At 71.3% G+C, this 20951-nt stretch carries 18 protein-coding genes; 11 read left to right on the top strand and 7 right to left on the bottom strand.

From position 1 onward, the window contains the following. Positions 1 to 158 precede the first annotated feature (158 nt). The gene (locus IF67_RS0110075; RefSeq protein WP_037839066.1) at positions 159 to 1610 is read left to right on the top strand and encodes a nucleobase:cation symporter-2 family protein; all 1452 of its coding nucleotides are present in this window, start codon (positions 159 to 161) and stop codon (positions 1608 to 1610) included. A 117-nt stretch (positions 1611 to 1727) separates the two neighbouring features. On the opposite strand, the gene IF67_RS0110070 is transcribed toward IF67_RS0110075, so the two are convergent. Next, entirely contained in the window at positions 1728 to 2603 is an 876-nt protein-coding gene (locus tag IF67_RS0110070) for a chitosanase (protein ID WP_030984245.1), read from the bottom strand. Positions 2604 to 2780: 177 nt separating this feature from the next. Beyond that, positions 2781 to 3335: a TetR/AcrR family transcriptional regulator gene (locus IF67_RS0110065; RefSeq protein ID WP_030984243.1), complete on the bottom strand. Its 555-nt coding sequence runs from the start codon at positions 3333 to 3335 to the stop codon at positions 2781 to 2783. 78 nt (positions 3336 to 3413) lie between these two features. Between IF67_RS0110065 and IF67_RS0110060 the strand changes: the two genes are divergently transcribed. The 4 genes from IF67_RS0110060 to IF67_RS0110045 all read left to right on the top strand — a co-directional run bounded on the left by IF67_RS0110060 (position 3414) and on the right by IF67_RS0110045 (position 7837). Then, complete coding sequence (locus IF67_RS0110060) at positions 3414 to 4490, top strand: FAD-dependent monooxygenase (protein ID WP_030984242.1); 1077 nt, start codon at positions 3414 to 3416, stop codon at positions 4488 to 4490. A 109-nt stretch (positions 4491 to 4599) separates the two neighbouring features. Further along, entirely contained in the window at positions 4600 to 6003 is a 1404-nt protein-coding gene (locus IF67_RS0110055) for a M20/M25/M40 family metallo-hydrolase (RefSeq protein WP_078889367.1), read from the top strand. 141 nt (positions 6004 to 6144) lie between these two features. Next, positions 6145 to 7059, top strand: coding sequence for an alpha/beta fold hydrolase (locus IF67_RS0110050; RefSeq protein ID WP_030984238.1), 915 nt, complete (start codon positions 6145 to 6147; stop codon positions 7057 to 7059). 40 nt (positions 7060 to 7099) lie between these two features. Beyond that, positions 7100 to 7837, top strand: a complete 738-nt coding sequence (locus IF67_RS0110045; RefSeq protein ID WP_030984237.1) for a MerR family transcriptional regulator — start codon at positions 7100 to 7102, stop codon at positions 7835 to 7837. A 92-nt stretch (positions 7838 to 7929) separates the two neighbouring features. Here IF67_RS0110045 and aceB read toward each other — a convergent pair whose 3' ends face one another. The 3 genes from aceB to IF67_RS0110030 all read right to left on the bottom strand — a co-directional run bounded on the left by aceB (position 7930) and on the right by IF67_RS0110030 (position 10825). Beyond that, positions 7930 to 9558 carry a malate synthase A gene (gene aceB / locus IF67_RS0110040; protein ID WP_030984234.1) on the bottom strand — a complete coding sequence of 543 codons (1629 nt, stop codon included), beginning with the start codon at positions 9556 to 9558 and terminating at the stop codon, positions 7930 to 7932. Positions 9559 to 9867: 309 nt separating this feature from the next. Further along, positions 9868 to 10446: a nucleotidyltransferase family protein gene (locus IF67_RS0110035; protein WP_030984230.1), complete on the bottom strand. Its 579-nt coding sequence runs from the start codon at positions 10444 to 10446 to the stop codon at positions 9868 to 9870. Between the two features lie 154 nt (positions 10447 to 10600). Continuing rightward, entirely contained in the window at positions 10601 to 10825 is a 225-nt protein-coding gene (locus IF67_RS0110030) for a hypothetical protein (protein WP_030984227.1), read from the bottom strand. Between the two features lie 346 nt (positions 10826 to 11171). Between IF67_RS0110030 and IF67_RS0110025 the strand changes: the two genes are divergently transcribed. Further along, the gene (locus IF67_RS0110025) at positions 11172 to 13067 is read left to right on the top strand and encodes a serine/threonine protein kinase (RefSeq protein ID WP_030984226.1); all 1896 of its coding nucleotides are present in this window, start codon (positions 11172 to 11174) and stop codon (positions 13065 to 13067) included. Positions 13068 to 13505: 438 nt separating this feature from the next. Further along, a complete protein-coding gene (locus IF67_RS0110020) occupies positions 13506 to 13796 on the top strand; it encodes a DUF5955 family protein (protein ID WP_030984221.1) in 291 nt (96 codons plus the stop codon). Between the two features lie 203 nt (positions 13797 to 13999). Here the strand turns inward: IF67_RS0110020 and IF67_RS0110015 are convergent, their stop codons facing one another. Next, positions 14000 to 14803: an IclR family transcriptional regulator gene (locus tag IF67_RS0110015; protein ID WP_030984220.1), complete on the bottom strand. Its 804-nt coding sequence runs from the start codon at positions 14801 to 14803 to the stop codon at positions 14000 to 14002. A gap of 264 nt (positions 14804 to 15067) precedes the next feature. Here IF67_RS0110015 and IF67_RS0110010 point away from each other — a divergent pair, with 264 nt between their 5' ends. The 4 genes from IF67_RS0110010 (at position 15068) to alc (ending at position 20082) form a co-directional block, all read left to right on the top strand. Continuing rightward, a complete protein-coding gene (locus tag IF67_RS0110010) occupies positions 15068 to 15862 on the top strand; it encodes an aspartate/glutamate racemase family protein (protein WP_030984219.1) in 795 nt (264 codons plus the stop codon). 42 nt (positions 15863 to 15904) lie between these two features. Then, positions 15905 to 17452 carry an NCS1 family nucleobase:cation symporter-1 gene (locus IF67_RS0110005; RefSeq protein ID WP_030984218.1) on the top strand — a complete coding sequence of 516 codons (1548 nt, stop codon included), beginning with the start codon at positions 15905 to 15907 and terminating at the stop codon, positions 17450 to 17452. Positions 17453 to 17611: 159 nt separating this feature from the next. Next, positions 17612 to 18955, top strand: coding sequence for an allantoinase AllB (gene allB, locus IF67_RS0110000; RefSeq protein ID WP_030984217.1), 1344 nt, complete (start codon positions 17612 to 17614; stop codon positions 18953 to 18955). Beyond that, positions 18952 to 20082 carry an allantoicase gene (gene alc, locus IF67_RS0109995; protein WP_030984216.1) on the top strand — a complete coding sequence of 377 codons (1131 nt, stop codon included), beginning with the start codon at positions 18952 to 18954 and terminating at the stop codon, positions 20080 to 20082. Before allB ends, alc begins: the two co-directional genes overlap by 4 nt. A gap of 95 nt (positions 20083 to 20177) precedes the next feature. On the opposite strand, the gene IF67_RS0109990 is transcribed toward alc, so the two are convergent. Next, the gene (locus tag IF67_RS0109990) at positions 20178 to 20858 is read right to left on the bottom strand and encodes a transcriptional regulator (RefSeq protein WP_030984214.1); all 681 of its coding nucleotides are present in this window, start codon (positions 20856 to 20858) and stop codon (positions 20178 to 20180) included. Positions 20859 to 20951 lie beyond the last annotated feature (93 nt).

The following is a 20951-nucleotide window of genomic DNA, read 5'->3' as shown; positions in this document are numbered from 1 at the left end:
GCCCCACCGCCGTCCACGCGCCACGAGCGCGGAGTGTCGCAGCACCGCTCACCAGGCAACTTCTTGCACCAACGCACCACATGGCAAGCCCTCCGTGACAGCCTCGCCTCGCCGGGCCCCGGCGACGCAGAAAACGAAGGAGGCCCGCAGTGGCCGCAATGACCGGGCAGAAGTCGGAGGGGGACCGGAAGCATCCGGTCGACCGGACCCTCCCGCCCTTCAAAATGTTCACCAGCGGCCTCCAGCATGTGGCCGCGATGTACGCGGGCGTGGTGGCCCCTCCGATGATCGTGGGGCCGGCCTGCGGGCTGAGCGCCACCGAGACCGCCTTCCTGATGGGCGCCAGCCTCTTCACGGCGGGCATCGCCACGCTCCTCCAGACCCTCGGGTTCTGGAAGGTCGGCGCGAAGCTGCCGTTCGTCAACGGCGTCTCGTTCGCCGGTGTCACCCCGATGGTCGCCATCGGCAAGGCCCAGAGCCCCGACAACGCGCTGCCGATCATCTTCGGTGCAGTGATCGTCGCCGGTGTGCTGGGGTTCCTGCTCGCCCCTTACTTCTCCAAGCTCGTACGGTTCTTCCCGCCGGTGGTCACCGGCACCGTCATCACCCTGATCGGCGTCTCGCTGCTGCCGGTGGCCTTCAACTGGTCCCAGGGCGGCAACGACCGGGCCCCGGACTACGGTTCGCTGACGAACATCGGGATGGCGGCGCTGACCTTCGTGATCGTGCTGGTGCTGCGGCGGGTGCTGCGCGGCTTCCTCCAGCAGATCGCGATCCTGCTCGGTCTGATCGCCGGCACCCTGATCGCGATACCCGTCGGCATCACCCACTTCTCCGCGATCACCGAGGCCTCCCTGGTCGGCTTCCCGACGCCCTTCCACTTCGGCGCCCCGCAGTTCGACATCGCCGCGATCGTCTCCATGTGCATCGTGATGCTGGTCTGTATGACCGAGTCGACGGCCGACATGCTCGCCCTGGGCCGGATCGTCGACCGTCCGGCGGACGAGCGCACCATCGAGGGCGGACTGCGCGCCGACACCCTCGGCACGGCCCTCAGCCCGCTGTTCAACGGCTTCGCCAACAGCGCCTTCGCGCAGAACATCGGCCTGGTCGCGATGACCAAGGTGCGCAGCCGCTACGTCGTGGCGACCAGCGGTCTGATCCTGATCGTGCTGGGTCTGTGTCCGGTGGCGGCCTCGGTCATCTCGCTGGTCCCACTGCCGGTCCTCGGCGGCGCCGGCATCGTGCTCTTCGGCTCGGTGGCCGCCAGCGGCATCCAGACGCTGGCCTCCGCCGCGATGGAGAAGGGCGACAACGCCCTGATCGTCGCGGCGGCCGTCGGCATCGGGCTGATCCCGATCGCCGCGCCGGACTTCTACCACCACCTCCCCAAGGACCTGCTGGTCGTCCTGGACTCCGGTATCAGCACCGGCTGTCTGGTCGCCATCATCCTCAACCTCGCCTTCAACCACTTCGGCCGGAAGACGGCGGACGGGGACGCGGCGGGGGACACGGTCGCCGCGGGCCCTGTCGATCCGGGGATACCGCAACGGCCCGCCCCCGGCAGCACGGACGACGCCGGCGAGCCCGCGGTGGCGCCCGCCCACTGACGTCGGGGCAGGGCAACGGCCCGTGGGGAGCGGCAACTGCGGCTCTTCTGCGGGCCGTTGGGCTGTGCGCGGACGGCTGCGGGCGGGCGCGGACCTGTGCGGCGGGGCGGGGCGGGGTCAGCCGATGTGGTAGCTGTCCCCGTACACCTTCCAGTCCAGCGGGGTGTGCAGATCGAGGTTGCCGTTCTTCAGGAACACCCGCTGCGCGGTGTCGACCCGGCTGGTGTCGCTGTGGGCCTCCTCCTGCTTCATCGCCCAGACCCGGGCGTCGAGGAAGGCGTTCAGATAGGTCTTCTCGTCGCCGCCCTGGGCCGGCGGCTCGGCCTTGGCCAGGGCGCGCTTGCGGATGCCGGAGAAGCTGGTGCTGTCGTCGCCGTCCCCGTGCATCACGATCGCGTCGTAGTAGGCGAACTGGCCCAGCACCCCGATCCCGTCGGCCTTCCCCCGCTCGACCGCGGGGCCGAAGTAGACCCGGTCCCGCTCGTCGTTCTGGGCCTTCTGGAACTCCGGGTCCTGGGCGGCCTTCTGCCAGTCCTCGGTGTAGTCCGGGTCCAGGCCGTCGTGCGAGTCGCTGCCGTCCACCTCGCGCAGCGCGGGGAGGTACGTGGCCAGGACATTGCCGGGCTTGCGATGGGTGTACAGCTCGACGAGTTCGAGCATGTCGTGCGTGCCGGAGCAGAAGCCGATGATGCCGCCGGTGTAGCCGCGGCCGTCACCGATGTCCTCGATGTACTTGTACTGGGCCTTCCAGTCCAGCGAGGAGTTCTCCGCGCTGGAGACCAGCTGCATGGCGATCTCCTTCTTCGCCGGGTCGTCGAGACCGGTCGCGGCGCGTGCCGTGTGCGCAGCGTGCTGGGCCGTGGCTGGACGGGACGGGGCGGCCGGGCCCGCGGTGGTGGCGACGGCGGTGGCCGGCACGGCGAGCAGGGCGAGGCCCAGGGCGACGCGGGTGGTGGTCCGGGGCAGGGCTTTGCCTATCGATCGGGTGCGCATGGAGTCCTCCAGTCGGAGAGGGCCGTGGGGGGTTCCCCAATCGTTAGGAAGCTTTCCTACCAGACTGGCGAGGGGCCGTATACCCGTCAGGCCGCCCCGGTCGGGGCCTTCCTGTGGGGCCGTCGGAGGGGGTGCGGGCGCCGGGGCGGGCCCCTGCACCCCGCCGACCTGCAAGGTTCAGCCCAGCAACCCGCTCAGCAGCTCGTGGATGCCCGGCCCCGGGTCGAAGTCCTCCGCCGGGAAAGCGAGTTGGTGGAAGGCGACGCCGTCCATGTAGTCGAAGAGGATCTCGCAGTGCCGCCGCGGCGTCGGCGAGCCGAAGCGCTGAAGCCACTCCGCGCCCCAGCCGACGACGGTCTCCCGGCCGCGGGTGAGCGCCGGGCGCAGCTCGGGACGGGCCGGGGACTCCAGGTAGAGCGCGAAGCGGGCGGCGGTCCTGGCCCGCTCGGGGCCGGTCGCGTGCCGGAGGAACTGGGTCACGGCATCGGCGAGTTCGCCGGCGTCGGCCGGGGTGGCCGCCGCGGCGAAGGCCTCCCAGTCGCGGCGCTCCAGCGTCTGGAGGTGGTCGACGATGCCGTCGATCAGGGCCGCCCGGTTGCGGTAGTAGTTGGAGGTGGTGCCCGGCGGCACTCCTGCCGCGGTGTCCACGGCCTGGTAGGTCAGCCGCCGCGCTCCCTCGCTGCCCAGCACCTGGATCCCCGCGTCCAGCACCTGCTCCCGCCGTCGTGTCACCCTGTGCGCCCTTCGTGCCGACCCAGTTCTTACTATGTTTGTAGTGTCAATCCACTATAAACATAGTAGCGTGCGGCCATGACCCGGAAACCACGCACGGCGGCCGTCGTGGGCGGCGGCATCGGAGGGCTCGCCACCGCTCTCTCCCTGCGCAACAAGGGCTGGTCGGTCGATGTCTTCGAACGCGCCCGCCGGCTCCCCGCGGCCGGTACCGCACTCGGCCTGTGGCCGGCCGCACTGGGCGCCCTGGACGCCCTCGGTGTCGGCGCACAGGTGCGCTCCCTGAGCCGCCCGCAGACCTCGGGCGCCTTCCTGCGGCCCGACGGCGGCCGGATCGCCACCCTCGACGTCGCGGGGCTGGAGCGGCGTACGGGCGAGGCGACCCGGCTCGTCTCCCGTCCCGACCTGCTCGCCCTCCTGTACGGCGCGGCAGGGGAGGGGGCGGTCACCTTCGACGCGCGCATCGCGGACATCCGCACGCTGGACGGCTCGTACGACGTGGTGGTCGCGGCCGACGGGCTCAACAGCGCGGCCCGTACGGCACTGTTCGGCCCGCGCCACCGGGCCCGGTACGTCGGCGCGTCCTCCTGGCGCGGCACCGTCGACGGGGAGACCGGGGGCATCACCGAGACCTGGGGCGAGGGCCTCCGCTTCGGCATCACGCCCCTCCCGGACGGCCGCACCAACTGGTTCGCCTGCGCCGTCACCCCCGAGGGGCAGCGCAATCCGGGCCGGGAAGCCGCCGCGCTGCGCGGGTTGTTCGGCCACTGGCACTCCGGAGTGCGCGAGGTCCTCGACCGGCTGACGGAGTCCGAGGTCCATCGCCTGGACCTCTACTACCTCGATCCGCCACTGCCCGCCTATGCCAAGGGCCGTACGGTCCTCATCGGCGACGCGGCCCACGCCATGACCCCCGATCTCGGCCGCGGAGCCTGCGAAGCGCTCATCGACGCCGTGGAGTTGACGCGGGCGCTGGCGGCCGCGCCGGATGTGCCGACCGCGCTGCGTGCGTACGACCGGGTGCGGCGTCCGGCGACCCAGCGGCTGGTGCGTGCCGGGCGGCTGATGAACCGTATGGCGCATGCCCGGCGGCTGACCGGGCTGCGGAACGCCGCGATGCGGACCGCACTGGCGCTGGGCGGCCCGCTGGGCTGAGCGCCGTAGCGCATGCCACCTTCAGGCGCGTAACGCCCGATATGCTGCATTGGCCCTGAAAGTGAGTCAATGTGTGCGCACCGACGGCGCCACGGAGAGGGGTTTCGCGGTGAACCAGGAAGCCGACAACCCGCACGCCCACCGCGCCCGGACGGCCGCCGCCGCTCTGGAGACCACCGTCGACGCGCTGATGGACGGGGTGTGCGCCGATCTCAAGCGGCTCGCCGCCGTCCCCTCCATCGCCTTCCCCGGCTTCTCGCCCGAGCCGGTCCTCCAGGCCCGCGATCTGCTCGTCGCCCTGCTCAGGGACGCCGGCGTGGCCGACATCGGCGAGCTCAACCTCCCCGACACCGCCCCCGTCATCACCGGCAGCCTCCCGCCGCCCACCCCCGACGCGCCCACCGTCCTCCTCTACGGCCACTACGACGTCCAGCCGCCCGGCGACGAGCGGCTCTGGGACTCCCCGCCCTTCGAACCCACCGACATCGAGGGCGGCATCCGTGCCCGCGGTATCGCCGACGACAAGGCCAACCTCATGGTCCACATCGGCGCCCTTCGGGCCTACGGAGGCCGCCCGCCGGTCGGCATCAAAATCGTCTTCGAAGGCCAGGAGGAGTACGGCAGCCCCTTCGACGACTACCCGCCCACCGACCCCGACCTGTTCGCCTGCGACGCGATGATCATCGCCGACACCGGCAACATCCGCCCCGGCACCCCCACCCTCACCACCGCCCTGCGCGGCGCCGCCGAGGTCTTCGCCGAGGTGCGCACCCTCGACGCCGCCGTGCACAGCGGGGAGTACGGCGGCGCCGCCCCCGACGCACTGCTCGTCCTCCTCAAGGCCCTGTCGACCCTGCACGACCTGCACGGCGATGTCGCCGTCGAGGGACTGCGCCGCGAACCGTGGCGCGGCACCGCCCTCACCGACGACGAGTTCCGCGAGCTGGCCGGCATCCCGCACGGCACCCCGCTGCTCGGCACCGGCGGCCTCGGCGAACGGCTGTGGAGCGGCCCCGCCCTCACCGTCATCGGCCTGGACGCCCCGCCCGTCGACCGCGCCGCCTCCGCCGTCGTCCCCTTCGCCCGCGCCAAGCTCAACCTCCGCGTCCACCCCCGGCAGGACCCCCGGGAGGCGCAGGCCGCCCTCGTCCGCCATCTGCAACGGTTGCGGCCCTTCGGTATCCCGCTCACCGTCACCCCCGGCGACGCGGGCCCCGGCTACGAAGCCGCCACCGACGGGCCGGCCTACCGCGCCGCCCGCACCGCACTGCGCCGCGCCTGGGGCACCGACCCCGTCCACTGCGCGACCGGCGGCTCCATCCCCCTGGTCAACGGCCTGGCGAAGGCCGTACCGGACGCGGAGATCCTGCTCTTCGGCGCCGAGGACAACCTCTGCGGTCTGCACGGCCCCAACGAACGGGTGCTGCGGTCCGAACTCCGCGGCGCCCTGCTCGCCGAAACAGCCTTCCTCGCCGAGTACGCCGCCGCCTACCGCCCCGGCGACACCCCGTAACGACTCCACAGCCCGCCGGCCCGGCTCCGCCGGCGAAGAACCCGACGCCATCCGCCGCGAGGCTGAACAGCGGCGCACGTCTCGGGTACTGCGGCGGCAGGGATTGACCCTGACCCTGCGTCAAGGTTGGAGCCTTGTCGCATGACGACCAACAGCACTTCCCCGTCCCGGCTCGCGCCGCCGGTCGGAGGGTTCCAGGAGATCGACGGCCGCCGCATTTTCGTGCACCGGTCGGGCAGCGGCGGACCGGCCGTGGTGTTCCTGCCGGGCGCAAGCGCGGTGGGCCTGGACTATTTCGGTGTCCAGCAGGAGGTTTCCCCGTTCACCACCGCCGTCGTGTACGACCGCGGCGGCACGGGCTACAGCGATCCCCTCCCGCTGCCGCGCACCGCCGCCGCGGTCGCCACGGAACTGCGCGAGCTGCTGCACGCCCGGAACATCGCCGCCCCCTACGTTCTGGTGCCGCACTCCCTCGGCGGCTTCTACGCGCACCGGTTCGCGCAGCTCTACCCGCAGGACGTGGCCGGGCTGGTCTGGCTGGACGCCTTCCACCGCGACTGGGACGACTTCATGCCGCCCGCGGCTGCTCTGGCCGCGGTCGAGCAGATGGCACCTGACCGGGAGCAGCTGGAAAAGATGCGCCCGGCCCTGCGTGAGATGAGCGCCGAGTTGCTCGCGGGCTACCCGGAGCATGTGCGGCAGGCGCTGATCGAGGCCAAGGTGAGTGACGAATGGACCGATGCCGGTATCGCCGAGCGCAGCAAGCTGGCCGAACTGGCCACCGAACTGCGGGCCGGGCCCGGCATTCCCGACGTCCCGGTGGTAGCGCTCTCCGTGGTGGGCACCGACCCCGGCCAGCGGGCACTGACGTCGGAGCGGACCTTGCAAGAGATGCACGACGGCAGGACGAGGCTGGACGCGGCCCTGGTGAGCGGGGTCTCGCACGGGGAGCAACGCATCCTCTCCGACACCGTCCACCACCGGCTCTGCTTCGACCGCCCCGATGCCGTGGTCCGCGCGATCCGCGACGTCGTCGACCGGGCATCCCGCGCCTAGACTCGGCACGACCACGTTGTACGAAGACCTGAGGGGGACGGTGCTCACGATCGGGCAGCTCGCGGCAACCGCCGGCGTGACCGTGCGCACCGTCCGCCACTACCACCACGTCGGCCTGTTGCCCGAGCCCGAGCGCGATGCCTCCGGCTACCGCCGCTACAGCGCGCAAGCGGCGGTGGACCTCATCCGGATCAGGACCCTCGCCGATGCCGGGGTGCCACTGGCCCGTGTCGACGCGCTGCTGCATGCACAGCCGGCCGAATTCGCCGAGGCCCTCACCGGCATCGACGCCGCATTGCAGCGCAAGATCGACCAGCTCAACGAAAACCGCCGCAGGATCGCCGAACTGGCCGGCGGCGAGCGGCTTGTCCTGCCCTCCGAGGTGGTCGCCATCCTGAACCGGATGCGCCGTCTCGGGGTCAGCGAACGCAGGGTACGACTCGAGCGCGACGCGTGGATCCTGATGCAGGCACTGGATCCGCACGTCATGCCGCAGCGGATACGGGAGAAGAACGCCGGCCTCGACGACCCCGAGACGACACGCCTGTATCTCGCCTGTGATCAGTCAGTCGACTGGGATCCGCACGATCCACGCCTGGACCGGCTCATCGACGACCTGGACGCATGGGAGATCCAACATGAACGGGACAACGACCGTGCCGGGTACCTGAAGCTGGTCTCTTCCCGGATCTCCGAGGCCTCACCGGCATGGCAACGCATCGTCGAGGCGCTCGCCCACCGCGCCAAGCAGCGCCGGCCCGCCGGGCACGACAGCTGACAGGCGCACGGAGCGGAACGGCGAAGGGCCGGTACGCACCGCAGTGCGGCGGTACGTACCGGCCCTTCGGGCCCATGGGGCTGGAGTAGGCGTCAGCCCAGCAGCTCGTACGCGGGAAGGGTCAGGAACTCCGCGTAGTTCTCGTCCAGTGCGACCCGGAGCAGCAGATCGTGGGCCTGCTGCCACTTGCCGGAGGTGAAGGCGTCCTCGCCGACCTCGGCGCGGATGGCGGCCAGTTGCTCCGCGGCGACCGTGCGCACCAGCTCCGCGGTGGCCTTCTCGCCGTTTTCGAAGACGACCCCGGCGTCGACCCACTGCCAGATCTGGGAGCGGGAGATCTCGGCGGTGGCGGCGTCCTCCATGAGGCCGAAGATGGCGACGGCGCCCAGGCCGCGCAGCCAGGCCTCGATGTAGCGGGTGCCGACCTGGACCGCGTCGATCAGGCCCTGGTAGGTGGGCTTGGCGTCGAGGGTGTCGATGGCGATGAGGTCGGCGGCCGACACCGAGACGTCCTCGCGGAGGCGGTCCTTCTGGTGCGGCTTGTCGCCGAGGACCGCGTCGAAGGAGGCGCGGGCGACCGGGACCAGGTCGGGGTGGGCGACCCAGGAGCCGTCGAAGCCGTCGCCGGCCTCGCGGTCCTTGTCGTTCTTGACCTTGGCCAGGGCCCTTTCGTTGGCCTCGGGATCGCGGCGGTTGGGGATGAAGGCCGCCATACCGCCGATCGCGTGCGCACCGCGCTTGTGGCAGGTGCGGACGAGGAGTTCGGTGTAGGCGCGCATGAACGGGGCCGTCATCGTGACCGCGTTGCGGTCCGGGAGGACGAACTTGGCGCCGCCGTCACGGAAGTTCTTGACGATGGAGAAGAGGTAGTCCCAGCGGCCGGCGTTCAGGCCCGAGGCGTGGTCGCGCAGCTCGTAGAGGATCTCCTCCATCTCGTACGCGGCCGTGATCGTCTCGATGAGGACGGTGGCGCGCACGGTGCCCTGGGGAATGCCGACGTAGTCCTGGGCGAAGACGAAGATCTCGTTCCAGAGGCGGGCCTCCAGGTGCGACTCGGTCTTCGGCAGGTAGAAGTACGGGCCCTTGCCGAGGTCCAGCAGGCGCTGGGCGTTGTGGAAGAAGTAGAGCCCGAAGTCGACCAGCGCGCCGGGGACCGGCCGGCCCTCGAACTGGAGGTGGCGCTCGTCCAAGTGCCAGCCGCGCGGGCGCATCACGACGGTGGCGAGCTCCTCGGCGTCCTTGAGGGCGTACGACTTGCCGGACGCGGCGTCCGTGAAGTCGATGCGGCGCTCATAGGCGTCGATCAGGTTGAGCTGACCGGAGACGACGTTCTCCCAGGTCGGGGCGGAGGCGTCCTCGAAGTCGGCGAGCCAGACCCTGGCGCCGGAGTTGAGCGCGTTGATGGTCATCTTGCGGTCGGTGGGACCGGTGATCTCCACCCGGCGGTCGTTGAGCGCGGCGGGCGCCTCGGCCACCTTCCAGCTGTCGTCGGCACGGATCTGCGCGGTCTGGGGGAGGAAGTCCAGCGTGCTGGTCCGGGCGATCTCGGCGCGGCGCTCGGCGCGGCGGGCCAGCAGCTCGTCGCGGCGCGGGGTGAACCGGCGGTGGAGCTCGGCGACGAAGGTGAGGGCGGCGTCGGTGAGGACCTCGTCCTGCCGTTCGGGGGTGTGAGCGGGGTCGACTTCGGCGATGGCCAGCGGGGACGGCGCTGGTGCGGACATGAGTGTCACTCCATTCAGCGGCGGTGCCTGGCGGCCTCCAGAACACCGGGCGGCACGGGGTGCCGCGGGCTCCGGGATACGGTCGCGGGCGCCGTCTGGGTTCAGGGCGCTTCTGACCAGTGGAGACTAGTTTCCTTATCGCGGAACTTCAATGGTTTGTTGATGTCGAGATTCTCAGGGTCGACAGAAGCCGTGACCGAATGGCTCTCGGTGCCATGCCGGTCACTCTCCATTACTCCTGGCCGCGTACGTACTGCCGTACCGCGCCCGGCAGTTGTGAGGGGTGCGCACGTCGCCCTCGGTCCGGGGTCACTCCAGGCGGCGGAGGTCTTCCGGCGTGTCGATGTCGTACGGCTCGGCGATGTCGGAGCACTCGACAAGGGTGAGGTCGTCCGCATGCCGGCGGAGGTAGGCGCGCGCACCGCGGTCGCCCTCCGCGGTGGCGGCGATGTCCGCCCATCGGCCGGCGCCGAAGAGGACCGGGTGGCCACGGCGGCCGTCGTACGCCGCGGAGGCGAGCGAGGAGCCGCCCGCGTACGCCGCCACCACCCGCGCCACCGCCGCGGCGCCGATGCCCGGCTGGTCCACCAGGGACACCACGACCGCATCCGCCCCCGAATCCGCCAGCGCGGCGAGGCCCACCCGGAGCGAGGAGCCCATACCCTGGGCCCAGTCCGGGTTTTCCGAGATGCCGTACGCCGAGAGGTCGGCCCGCTCCCGTACGGAATCGGCGGCCGCCCCCAGCACGATGTGTACGGGGTGGCAGCCGCCGTCCCGCAGTGCCCCTGCGGCGTGCTCGACCAGTGGTCGTCCCCGGTGGTCGAGCAGCGCCTTGGGCCGTCCCCCCAGGCGCCGGCCACCGCCCGCGGCGAGCAGCAGACCGGCCACCCTCCCCTCGGGCCGCCCGGTGTTCCGCGCCCCTCTGGGGCTGTCGGGTGGTTGTTCTTCCGGTTCTCCCGGCTGTCGGGGTGTCGTCGGTGCCATGGGGACTGCTTACCTCATGGCGCCTCGCTCCGCGGCCGGCTGGGGCGTGGCCCGCCGGTCAGGCGGCGTCCCCCGAGGCGCGCGGACGGGGAATGCCCGGCCGGAACCGGTCACGCAGATGAGGCATGCGTTCCTCCGCGCGTCGGCGCTCGGAGACATAGCGGTCTATGTGCTCCATCGTGATCTCCGACGCATCGGAAAGGCCGTACGCGCGACAGATGAGTTGCACGACGCTGACGCGACGGTGGTTCGAGCCGGTCTCGGGGCCGGAGTTGGACTCCATGGCGTTCTCCGATCCAGTGATATGCCGGATATTTCCTTGAAAGGGAGAATGCTCCATCGTGTCGCGCCATACGCTTCGGATCGTGTGCGCCCACACCAACGGGTGGCACGGCGAACGGATGTGCTGACGCACCTTCAGGTCGAATTCGGGTAAGGCGCGGCACGGTCATTTCCGGGGTGCCGTGGTGGCCAAAACCCGTCGCGAAACCGGCTCTTCGGACATGCGTGACGTTCGCCCACCTGCGATGTCACGGTGCGGCGCATGGCCGGATATGGTTCTTCCCCGTTGCGGGCCATGCGCCTGCCGGGCGGAAACAGCGGGCTTCTTTTCTGAGTCGGGGGACGTAGTGGTGAACAGTGTGGGCGGGTCCGGGATCTTCCGGCCGCTGGAGGGTGACGATCCGCGGGTGATCGCGGGCTACCGCCTCACGGCGAAGCTCGGCTCCGGCGGCATGGGCAAGGTCTACCTCTCCTACACACCCGGCGGGCGCCCCGTCGCCATCAAGGTGATCCGCCCCGAGTTCAGCGAGGACCCGGAGTTCCGCCGCCGCTTCAAGCAGGAGGTGCAGTCCGCGCAGCGCGTCCAGGGCCTGTACACCGCGCCGGTCATCGACAGTGACGCCGAAGGCGCCAGCCCCTGGCTCGCCACCGCGTATGTGCCCGGCCCCTCGCTCGCCGCGGCGGTCGCCGAGCACGGGCGGCTCCCGGTCTCCGCCGTGCTGCTGCTGGTGGCCGGAATCGCCGAGGCGCTCCAGGTCATCCACGGCGCGGGCATCGTGCACCGCGACCTGAAGCCGTCCAATGTGCTGCTGGCCGCTGACGGCCCGCGCGTCATCGACTTCGGTATCGCACGCGCCGCCGACGCCACCTCGCTGACCAGCAGCGGCGTCACCGTGGGCACCCCCACCTTCATGGCGCCCGAGCAGGCCGCGGGCAGCACCATCAGCTCCGCCACCGATGTCTTCGCGCTCGGCCAGGTCGCGGCGTACGCGGCCATCGGCACCCCGGCGTTCGGCGAGGGCACCTCGCACGGGGTTCTCTACCGCATCGTCCACGAGGAGCCGGATCTGAGCGGGCTCCCCGAGGAGCTGCGGGAGTTGGTGACCCGGTGTCTGGCGAAGGACGCGGGGGAGCGGCCGTCCGTCGCCGAAGTGATCGAGCTGTGTGGCGCGGCCTCCGGCCAGACGCAGCTGCGCCGCCCGGAGGAGTGGCTGCCCACCGCAGTCGCGGCCGACATCACCACGCGTGCGGCCGCGCCCGCCCCCGCGCAGACTCCGCCGCCCCCGCTGGAGGCGCCCACCGCGGGTGCTCCGGCGCAGCCGCCGACCCGGCCCGCCCAGCCGCCGGTTCAGCCGGCGCAGCCGCCCGCCGGGCCCGGGGCGCCGGCCGCGCCGGTGCCGACCACCCTGGATCACCCGCGGACACCGCCGCCGGGGTTCGGACCGGCGGCCCATGCGCCGACCGCCGGTCCGTCCGCCGCCGGTCCGGCCGCCGCGCCGTCCGCGCCGATGGGCGTCGGTGCGGGCGCCACCGGGCCTACGGTCACGGGGCCGACCGCCATCGGGCCGACCGCCATGGGTACGGTCCCGCAGCCGCCGAAGAAGAAGCGCAAGGGGCTGATCGCGGCCCTCGTGCTGGTCGGTCTGCTGGCCTTCGCGGGTGCCGGCGGCGGCCTCGTCTATGCCGTCATGAAGGACGACGGCCGGACGAAGCAGGACCAGGCCACCGACGACAACAAGGCGAAGAACAGCGGCGCTTCGCCGACGCCCGCGGGGGACCCGACGGCGACCCCTGGCGGCGACGGTACGAAGTCCCCCGCCGCCCCGGTGCAGGACCCGACCCCGGTCGACTACAAGGGCATCAACCTGCCCGACGAGTACCACCTGTCGCTGTCCGACGAGCCGGTCAACCCGACCAACTCCGACAACGACACGGACATCGACTTCTCGTACCAGGACAGCACCTACTCGGACGACGAGGTCGAGACCGAGACCGGCAAGCTGGTGCTGCTCAACCCCGGTCAGGACGGCTCGCTCGCCACCTGCCGCAGCGAGACCCGGTTCACCGACTCCATCATGACCAAGCGGCTCACCAAGGGCGCCCAGATGTGCCTGACCACCGACTACGGCCATGTCGCCCTGATCACCTTCAAGGGCTACGCACCGAAGTCGGACCCCAGCAGCTACATGACCGTCGATGTGCGGGTGTGGCGCAACGCAGTGGAGCCGAAGCAGGATTCCTGATCCGCGCCACCGGCCGCCTCACCGGTCTCCGCGCCACCGGCCGCCTCACCGGTCTCCGTAACGACGGCGTCCTCACTGGCCTCCACGATGACGGCGTCCTCACTGGCCTCCTCCCATCCACCTCCCCACCGCCTCCCCCGCCCCATCAGGGGTGGGCACCCGCGTCACTACACCCGCCCACCCCCCGAAGGGGGGTGGGCGGCGGGGAAAAGAAAAGGGGAGAACGGGGGAGAGGCGTCAGAAGGCAGCCGGCCACAGGCAACACTCATGAGCCGTCAAGCTTTGGCCATGGCAACCGGATCCACTCGATGATCCGGTTTTTTCGCTCTCTGTGTGGCGCGATCAGCGCAGAGTGGCGTTAACTGTCCCGCATTGCGGAAACGGGCAACGGCCTTGGAGGACGCCGTCGTTGTGGAGCAGCTACAGAGAGACAGACGAGTGACCGGGGTCGAGGGTGACCCACGTGTCCAGGACCTGCGCGGGGCAGTGGCCCGTTTGCGCCGTCAGCTGGCCGTACTTCCAGGGGAATTACCGGACCGGGCGGCCGCCGATGACGAGCTGGCCGCACTGGACGCGATGGTGAGTCATGGGCTGCCGGAAGTGCCCCGGCTGCGCCGTTCGCTCCTGCTGATCGCCGGGGCGGTCGGATCGGTGAGTGCGCTGTCCCCTGCGCTGGCGGAGGTCCGTGCGGGCATCGACCGCTTCGGTGAGTTCCCGCGCGCAGGGTGACCGCGAGCGCGGAGCCGGAGCGTTCCCGGTACGCCGGTGCCGGAAGCCGACCGCGTGCGCCGGTGAAGGGACCAGGACCCGCTCTGCCGATGCGCTGAATCCGCCCCCGGATCGACGGCAAGCCCGCTGCGAGGCCCGCGCGGGGAAGCGGCACCGGTATGCCGCCTCCCGGCCCGCGAGGCCCGCTGAGGGCCCGTCGCGCCTTACGCCGGCGTCTGATTCGCCAGCGCCACCGACAGCTGCGCCGCGACGTCCTGGAGCACCGGCACGATCTTGTCCGTCGAGGCCTCGGTCACCCGGCCGGTCGGGCCGGAGATGGAGATCGCCGCCGAGGTGGGGGAGTTGGGCACCGGCACCGCGAGGCAGCGGACGCCGATCTCCTGCTCGTTGTCGTCGACCGCATAGCCCAGGCGGCGGACGTCGGCGAGCGCTTCGAGGAAGCGGTCCGGATCGGTGATCGTCTTCTCGGTCGCGGCGGGCATGCCCGTACGGCCGAGCAGCGCGCGGACCTCCTCCGGGGCGTGATGGGCGAGCAGGGCCTTGCCCACGCCGGTGGAGTGCGGCAGCACCCGCCGGCCGACCTCGGTGAACATCCGCACCGCGTGCCGCGACGGCACCTGGGCGACGTAGACGATCTCGTCGCCGTCGAGCAGTGCCATGTTGGCGGTCTCGCCGGTCTCCTCGACCAGGCGGGCCAGGAACGGCCGTGCCCACGTACCGAGCAGCCGCGAGGAGCTCTCGCCGAGCCGGATCAGGCGGGGGCCGAGTGCGTAGCGGCGGTTGGGCTGCTGCCGGACGTAGCCGCAGGCGACGAGCGTGCGCATCAGGCGGTGGATGGTGGGCAGCGGCAGTCCGCTGCTGCCGGAGAGCTCGCTCAGGCCGACCTCGCCACCGGCGTCGGCCATCCGCTCCAGCAGGTCGAAGGCGCGCTCGAGGGACTGGACGCCGCCGCTGGCGCCTGCGGGCTTGGCTTCGGCGGCGGAGGTGCTGGCGCTGGACGGCGGCACGTCGCGTTCCTTTCGGGGCGGGGATCGGTCTCGGCTGGGCTAGCGGGCGCCGGGCCCGACCGGAGAAGCCTACCGGTCCCCTTACGTTGACACACGGTCTCTCGCACACTCGTTCCCGCCGGTCAGGCCCTCTTTGTCCCACGGTATGAGCCGTCCGGCAAGCTCCTAGCCGCGAACCCTTGACGGTGCCAGTGGCCATAGCTACGTTCTGCTGCGCGAAACCTACTGTCCATTCTGTGGAATCCTCCAAATTGCTGGAGAGTCATGCGCATTCTCGTCATGAACCCGAACACCACGGCTTCCATGACCGCCGCGATCCGCGCCACCGCCACCGCGGCCGCCGCTCCAAGTACCGAGATCATCGCCACCGAACCCCTGTGGGGACCGGAGTCGATCGAGGGCCACTTCGAGGGTTATCTCAGCGCCGCGGCGGTCCTGGACCGGCTCGCCACCCTCGAGATGAGCTTCGATGCGCTGGTCATGGCCGGCTTCGGCGAGCCGGGCCGGGAGGGCGCCCAGGAGCTGCTGGACGTACCCGTCCTGGACATCACCGAGAGCGCCGCCCAGATGGCGATGATGCTCGGCCACGCCTACGGCATCGTCACCACCCTCGACCGGGCCGTCCCGCAGATCCAGGACCGGCTGCTGACCGCCGGGCTGCTCCAGCGCTGTGCCGCGGTCCGCGGCACCGGGCTCGGCGTGCTGGAGCTGGAGCAGGACGTGGAGCGGACCGTCGAGGTGATCATCGAGACCGCCCGCGAGGCCGTCCGGGCCGGTGCCGAGGTGATCTGCCTGGGCTGCGGCGGGATGGCCGGGCTCCAGGAGAAGGTCGCCGCGGCGCTCGGGGTGCCCGTCGTGGACGGCGTCGCCGCGGCGGTGAAGTTCGCCGAGGCGGTCGTCGGTCTCGGGCTGACCACCAGTACGGGACGCAGCTTCGCGCCGCCCCGCCCGAAGGTCATCGGCTCCTGGCCGCTGAGCACGCATCTGCACCCGTCCGCGGAGCGCGCTCGGAGCTCCCCACGTAACACCGAATTTTCCGCACAGACATCAGGCATCTGACAACTGGTCCCTAAACTCCACCCAACCTGCCTGGGAGGACACGTGACAACACCCCCGAAGCCCCCGCAGCCGGACCCGCGCCTCTTCAACGAGGACCTCGCGCCGGCCCCAGAGCGCAAATGGGGCACGTACAGCATCTTCGCGCTGTGGATGTCCGACACCCACGCCATCAGCAACTACGCCTTCGCCGCCAGCCTGTTCGTGCTGGGCCTGCCCGCATGGGAGGTGTTCGTGGCGCTGCTGGCCGGTATCTCGATCGTCTACTGGCTGATGAACCGCATGGGGCATGCGGGGCACCGGACCGGCGTTCCCTACCCGGTGCTCGCCCGCGCCAGCTGGGGCGTCTACGGCGCCAACATTCCCGCCCTGCTGCGCGCGATCATGGCCGTGGCCTGGTACGGCATCCAGACCTGGCTGGCCTCGACCGCCGTGGTCCTGCTGACGCTTCAGCTCGCGCCCGGTCTGGAGGCCTATCACCACAACTCGGTGCTGGGCCTGTCCACCCTGGGATGGACCGCGTTCCTGGTGATGTGGGGGCTTCAGGCCGTGCTGCTGACCCGCGGGATGGAGTTCATCCGCAAGGTCCAGGACTTCGCGACCGGTCCGGTGGTCTGGCTCGTCGTCCTCGCGCTCGCGGTCTATCTGGTCGTCAAGGCCGGCGGTGACATCTCGCTGACCCGCAGCCTCACCGATCTCAGCGGTTCCGCGCAGGTCGAGCAGAGCCTGATCGCGGTCAGCCTGACCGTCGCCACGTTCCTGACGCTGGTCCTCAACTACGCCGACTTCGCCCGCTTCACGCCCGACCACCGCTCCTACCGGCGCGGCAATCTGATCGGGCTGCCGGTGAACTTCACCGCCTTCGCGGTCGTCGCCGTCCTCGTCACCGCGGGCACGATCTCGGTCTTCGGCGAGGCGGTCTACGACCCGGTGAAGGTGATCCAGAAGATCGACAATCCGGTGGTCACCGTCATCGGCGCGCTGGCCTTCATCGTCGCCACCATCGGCATCAATGTCGTCGCCAACTTCGTCTCGCCCGCCTACGACTTCGCCAACCTCGCGCCGAAGTATCTGAACTTCAAGCGCGGTGGCATGATCACCGCGGTGCTGGCCATCGTCGTCATGCCCTGGAAGCTGTACTCCTCGGCGCTGGTGATCCAGTACTTCCTGGGGGCGCTGGGGGCCTTCCTCGGCCCTCTGGTGGCGATTCTGCTCGTCGACTACTACCTGGTGCGCCGCGGCCGGATCGATGTCGATGCGCTGTTCTCGGCCGATGCCCGGGGCGCGTACTTCTACCGCAGGGGCTTCAACCCGAAGGCCGTCGCTGCCTTCCTGCCGGCCGCCGCGGTTTCCGCCGCGCTCGCCCTGGTCCCGGCGTTCCACGCGGTGGCGCCGTTCTCCTGGATCTTCGGAATGGGGCTTTCCGGCGGGCTCTACGTCCTGGTCTCCGGCCGCGACCGGTCCGCGACGGGCGCCGCACCGGTCCCGGACGAGATCATCTCGTCCCAGGTCAGGGCGGCTATGGAGGAGGAATCGGTGGGGTCAGGGGGAGCCGGTCCGGTCGGTGCGCCGGTGTCGGTGAAGGGGTCTTGACGTGCCGCGGTCCGGAGTGAAGACTCATTCAACAGACTGTTGAATTTCGCAGTCGTTTCCTGCGTGCCTTCCGTGCCCCGGGCACCACGGCCTCCTCGGCGGCCGTGCAGCGCGCACGCCATCACGCCACGATGAAGACAGATACGAGGAGGGGACCGGGTGTCCGAAACAGAGCTGGTGCTGCGCTCCACACGCGTCGTCACCCCGCAGGGGACGCGCGCGGCGTCCGTCGTCGTCAAGGACGGCAGGATCGCCGCGGTGCTGCCGCACGACGCCGAGGCTCCGGCCGGGGCGCGGACCCGGGACTTCGGTGACGACGTCCTGCTGCCCGGCCTCGTCGACACCCACGTCCACGTCAACGACCCCGGCCGCACCGAGTGGGAGGGCTTCTGGACGGCCACTCGCGCGGCCGCGGCCGGCGGTATCACCACCCTCGTGGACATGCCGCTCAACAGCCTTCCGCCCACCACCACCGCCGCCCACCTCGACACCAAGCGCGAGGTCGCCCGCAGCAAGGCCCATATCGATGTCGGCTTCTGGGGCGGCGCCATCCCCGGCAACGTCAAGGATCTGCGCCCGCTGCACGACGCCGGCGTCTTCGGCTTCAAATGCTTTCTGTCGCCCTCCGGCGTGGACGAGTTCCCCGAGGTCGACCAGGAGCAACTGGCCGCCGCCCTCGGCGAGATCGCCGGTTTTGACGGCCTGCTGATCGTGCACGCCGAGGACCCCGGCCAACTGGACGCGGCCCCCGAGCCGCACGGCGCCAAGTACGCCGACTTCCTCGCCTCCCGCCCCCGCGCCAGCGAGAACGACGCCATCGCCGGACTGATCGCCCTCGCCAAGCGGCTCGACGCACGGGTGCACGTCCTGCATCTGTCCTCCAGCGACGCGCTGCCGCTGATCGCCGCCGCCAAGCGGGAGGGCGTCAGGATCACCGTCGAGTCCTGCCCGCACTTCCTGACCCTGACCGCCGAGGAGATCCCGGACGGCGCAACGGAGTTCAAGTGCTGCCCGCCGATCCGCGAGGCCGCCAACCAGGACGCGCTGTGGGAGGGACTGGCCGACGGCACCATCGACTGCATCGTCTCCGACCACTCGCCCTCCACCGCCGACCTCAAGACCGCCGACTTCGGCGCGGCCTGGGGCGGCATCTCCTCCCTCCAGCTCGGCCTGCCCGCCATCTGGACCGAGGCCCGCAAGCGCGGCCACACCCTCGACGACGTCGTGCGCTGGATGGCCACCGCACCGGCGGCACTGGTCGGCCTCGGCCGGAAGGGCGCCATCGAGCCCGGCCGGGACGCGGACTTCGCGGTCCTCGCGCCCGAGGAGACCTTCACCGTCGACCCGCAGGCTCTCCAGCACCGCAACAAGATCACCGCGTACGCCGGCAAGACCCTGCACGGCGTCGTACGGTCCACCTGGCTGCGCGGGCGGCAGATCACCGACGGCGCCACCCTCACCGAACCCACCGGCGAGCTGCTCGAACGGCCGCACCGCGCATGACCACCGCCGGCCTCCCCCACTACACCGGCGACGCCGGCCCGTACGCAGGCGGCGACCCCTACGCCGACTACCGCACCCCCGGCCCCGACGGCTTCCCCTTCACCCACTTCCCCGACCTCGCCGACCGGCGGCTGGGCGCGGGTGTGCTCGCCGCCCATGACGAGTTCTTCGCCGAGCGGGAGAACCTCCTGCTGCCCGAGCCCGCCCACTTCGACCCCGAGGCCTTCGGTCACAAGGGCAAGATCATGGACGGCTGGGAGACCCGCAGACGCCGCGGCAACGACAGTGCGCACCCGTTCCCGGCGGACGAGGACCACGACTGGGCGCTGATCCGGCTCGGCGCGCCCGGAGTGATCCACGGCATCGTCGTCGACACCGCCCACTTCCGCGGCAATTACCCCCAGTCCGTCAGCGTCGAAGGCACCTGCCGCGAGGGCTCCCCGTCGCCGGCCGAACTCCTCGCCGACGACGTGCCCTGGACGACCCTCGTCCCGCGCACCGCCGTCGGCGGACACGCCGCCAACGGCTTCGCCGTCGACACCGCCCGCCGCTTCACCCATCTGCGCCTCAACCAGCATCCCGACGGCGGCATCGCCCGCCTCCGGGTCCACGGCGAGGTCGTCCCCGCGCCCGGCTGGCTGGCCGCGCTGGGCACGTTCGACGTCGCCGCGCTGGAGAACGGCGGTCAGGTCGAGGACGCCTCGGACCGCTTCTACTCCTCGCCCACGCACACCATCCAGCCGGGCCGCTCCCGCAAGATGGACGACGGCTGGGAGACCCGGCGCCGCCGCGGCACCGGCAACGACTGGGTCCGCTACCGCCTCACCGAACAGTCCGTGATCCGCGCGGTGGAGATCGACACCGGCTGCCTCAAGGGCAATGCGGCAGGCTGGGCAGCGCTGTCGGGACGCGACGGCGAGCACGGCGAATGGACCGAACTGCTGCCCCGCACCCGCCTTCAGCCCGACACCGTCCACCGCTTCCTGCTCGCCGACGCACCGCCCGCCACCCACGTCCGGATCGACATCTTCCCGGACGGCGGCATAGCCCGGCTGCGTCTGCACGGCTCACTCACCGAGGCGGGCGCCCGACGGCTCGGCGCCCGCCACGACGAGCTGAGCGGCTGACCGGGGCGCGGCGGCTCCTGCCGGCCGGCGGCTTCGACGGGCCGGTGCCCCCGACGGGCCGGTGGCTCCGGCCTTGCCGGTACGGCCGGACCGGATCAGTCGGCGACGGAGTTCCAGAACATGAGTTCATACGCCTGGAGAAGGCGGCCGTAGCGGTGCGCCGTGGCCGGCTCCGCCTGGCGGGTGTCGAGGCCGTGCTGCACCGCCTCGCGCGCCTTTTCCGCGACGGCCGGTGACGGCTCGGCGAAGAGGCCGAAGAACCCACGGGCCTCCTCGGGGAAGGCGTAGTGGCCTCGCATCGCCGTCTCGACGACGGCGCAATAGCCGCTCCAGGCCGCGAAGTTGGCGGTCAGGGCGATCGCCACATCGGCCGGCTCGCCGCCCAGGGCGAGCCGCGCCGCATAGGAGGGGTACGCCTGGCAGCCGGGGCGCGGCTGATACTCCGCGATGTCCCGTTCGGTCAGCCCACAGGCGTCCGCCAGCCCGGCCAGCCGCTTCATGGCCAGCGTCTCGCCCTGGGCGAGCAGATCGAAGAAGTCGGCCACGGCCGGGTCGCCGTCCGCCCGCCGCGCCAGGTGCTGGAAGCTGAGCCGGTCGGCGGCGATCACCTGGTGCTGTTCGAGGGCGAAGGTGGCGAACACGGAGCGCGGCGCCTCACCGGCCTCGATCCGCGCGACCAGCCGGTTGGCGCCGGGGTCCGGGACGAGTGTACGGACTGCGTCGTCCAGCACGGCGGCCGCGGTCGGACGAGGGGCATCGGGCGCAGATCGGGCCATGGGTCGGTCTCCTCCGGGGCGAGGGGCGGCGGCCAGGGCCTCAGAGTAGGGCGCACGGCGGAGACCGGGGGCGCGATGACGCGTCCGCCGGGA

The sequence above is a fragment of the Streptomyces sp. NRRL S-1813 genome (assembly GCF_000719605.1).
Lineage (GTDB): Bacteria > Actinomycetota > Actinomycetes > Streptomycetales > Streptomycetaceae > Streptomyces > Streptomyces decoyicus.
Note: the sequence above shows the minus strand (reverse complement) of the source record. Positions and strands in the feature narration are given on the sequence as shown.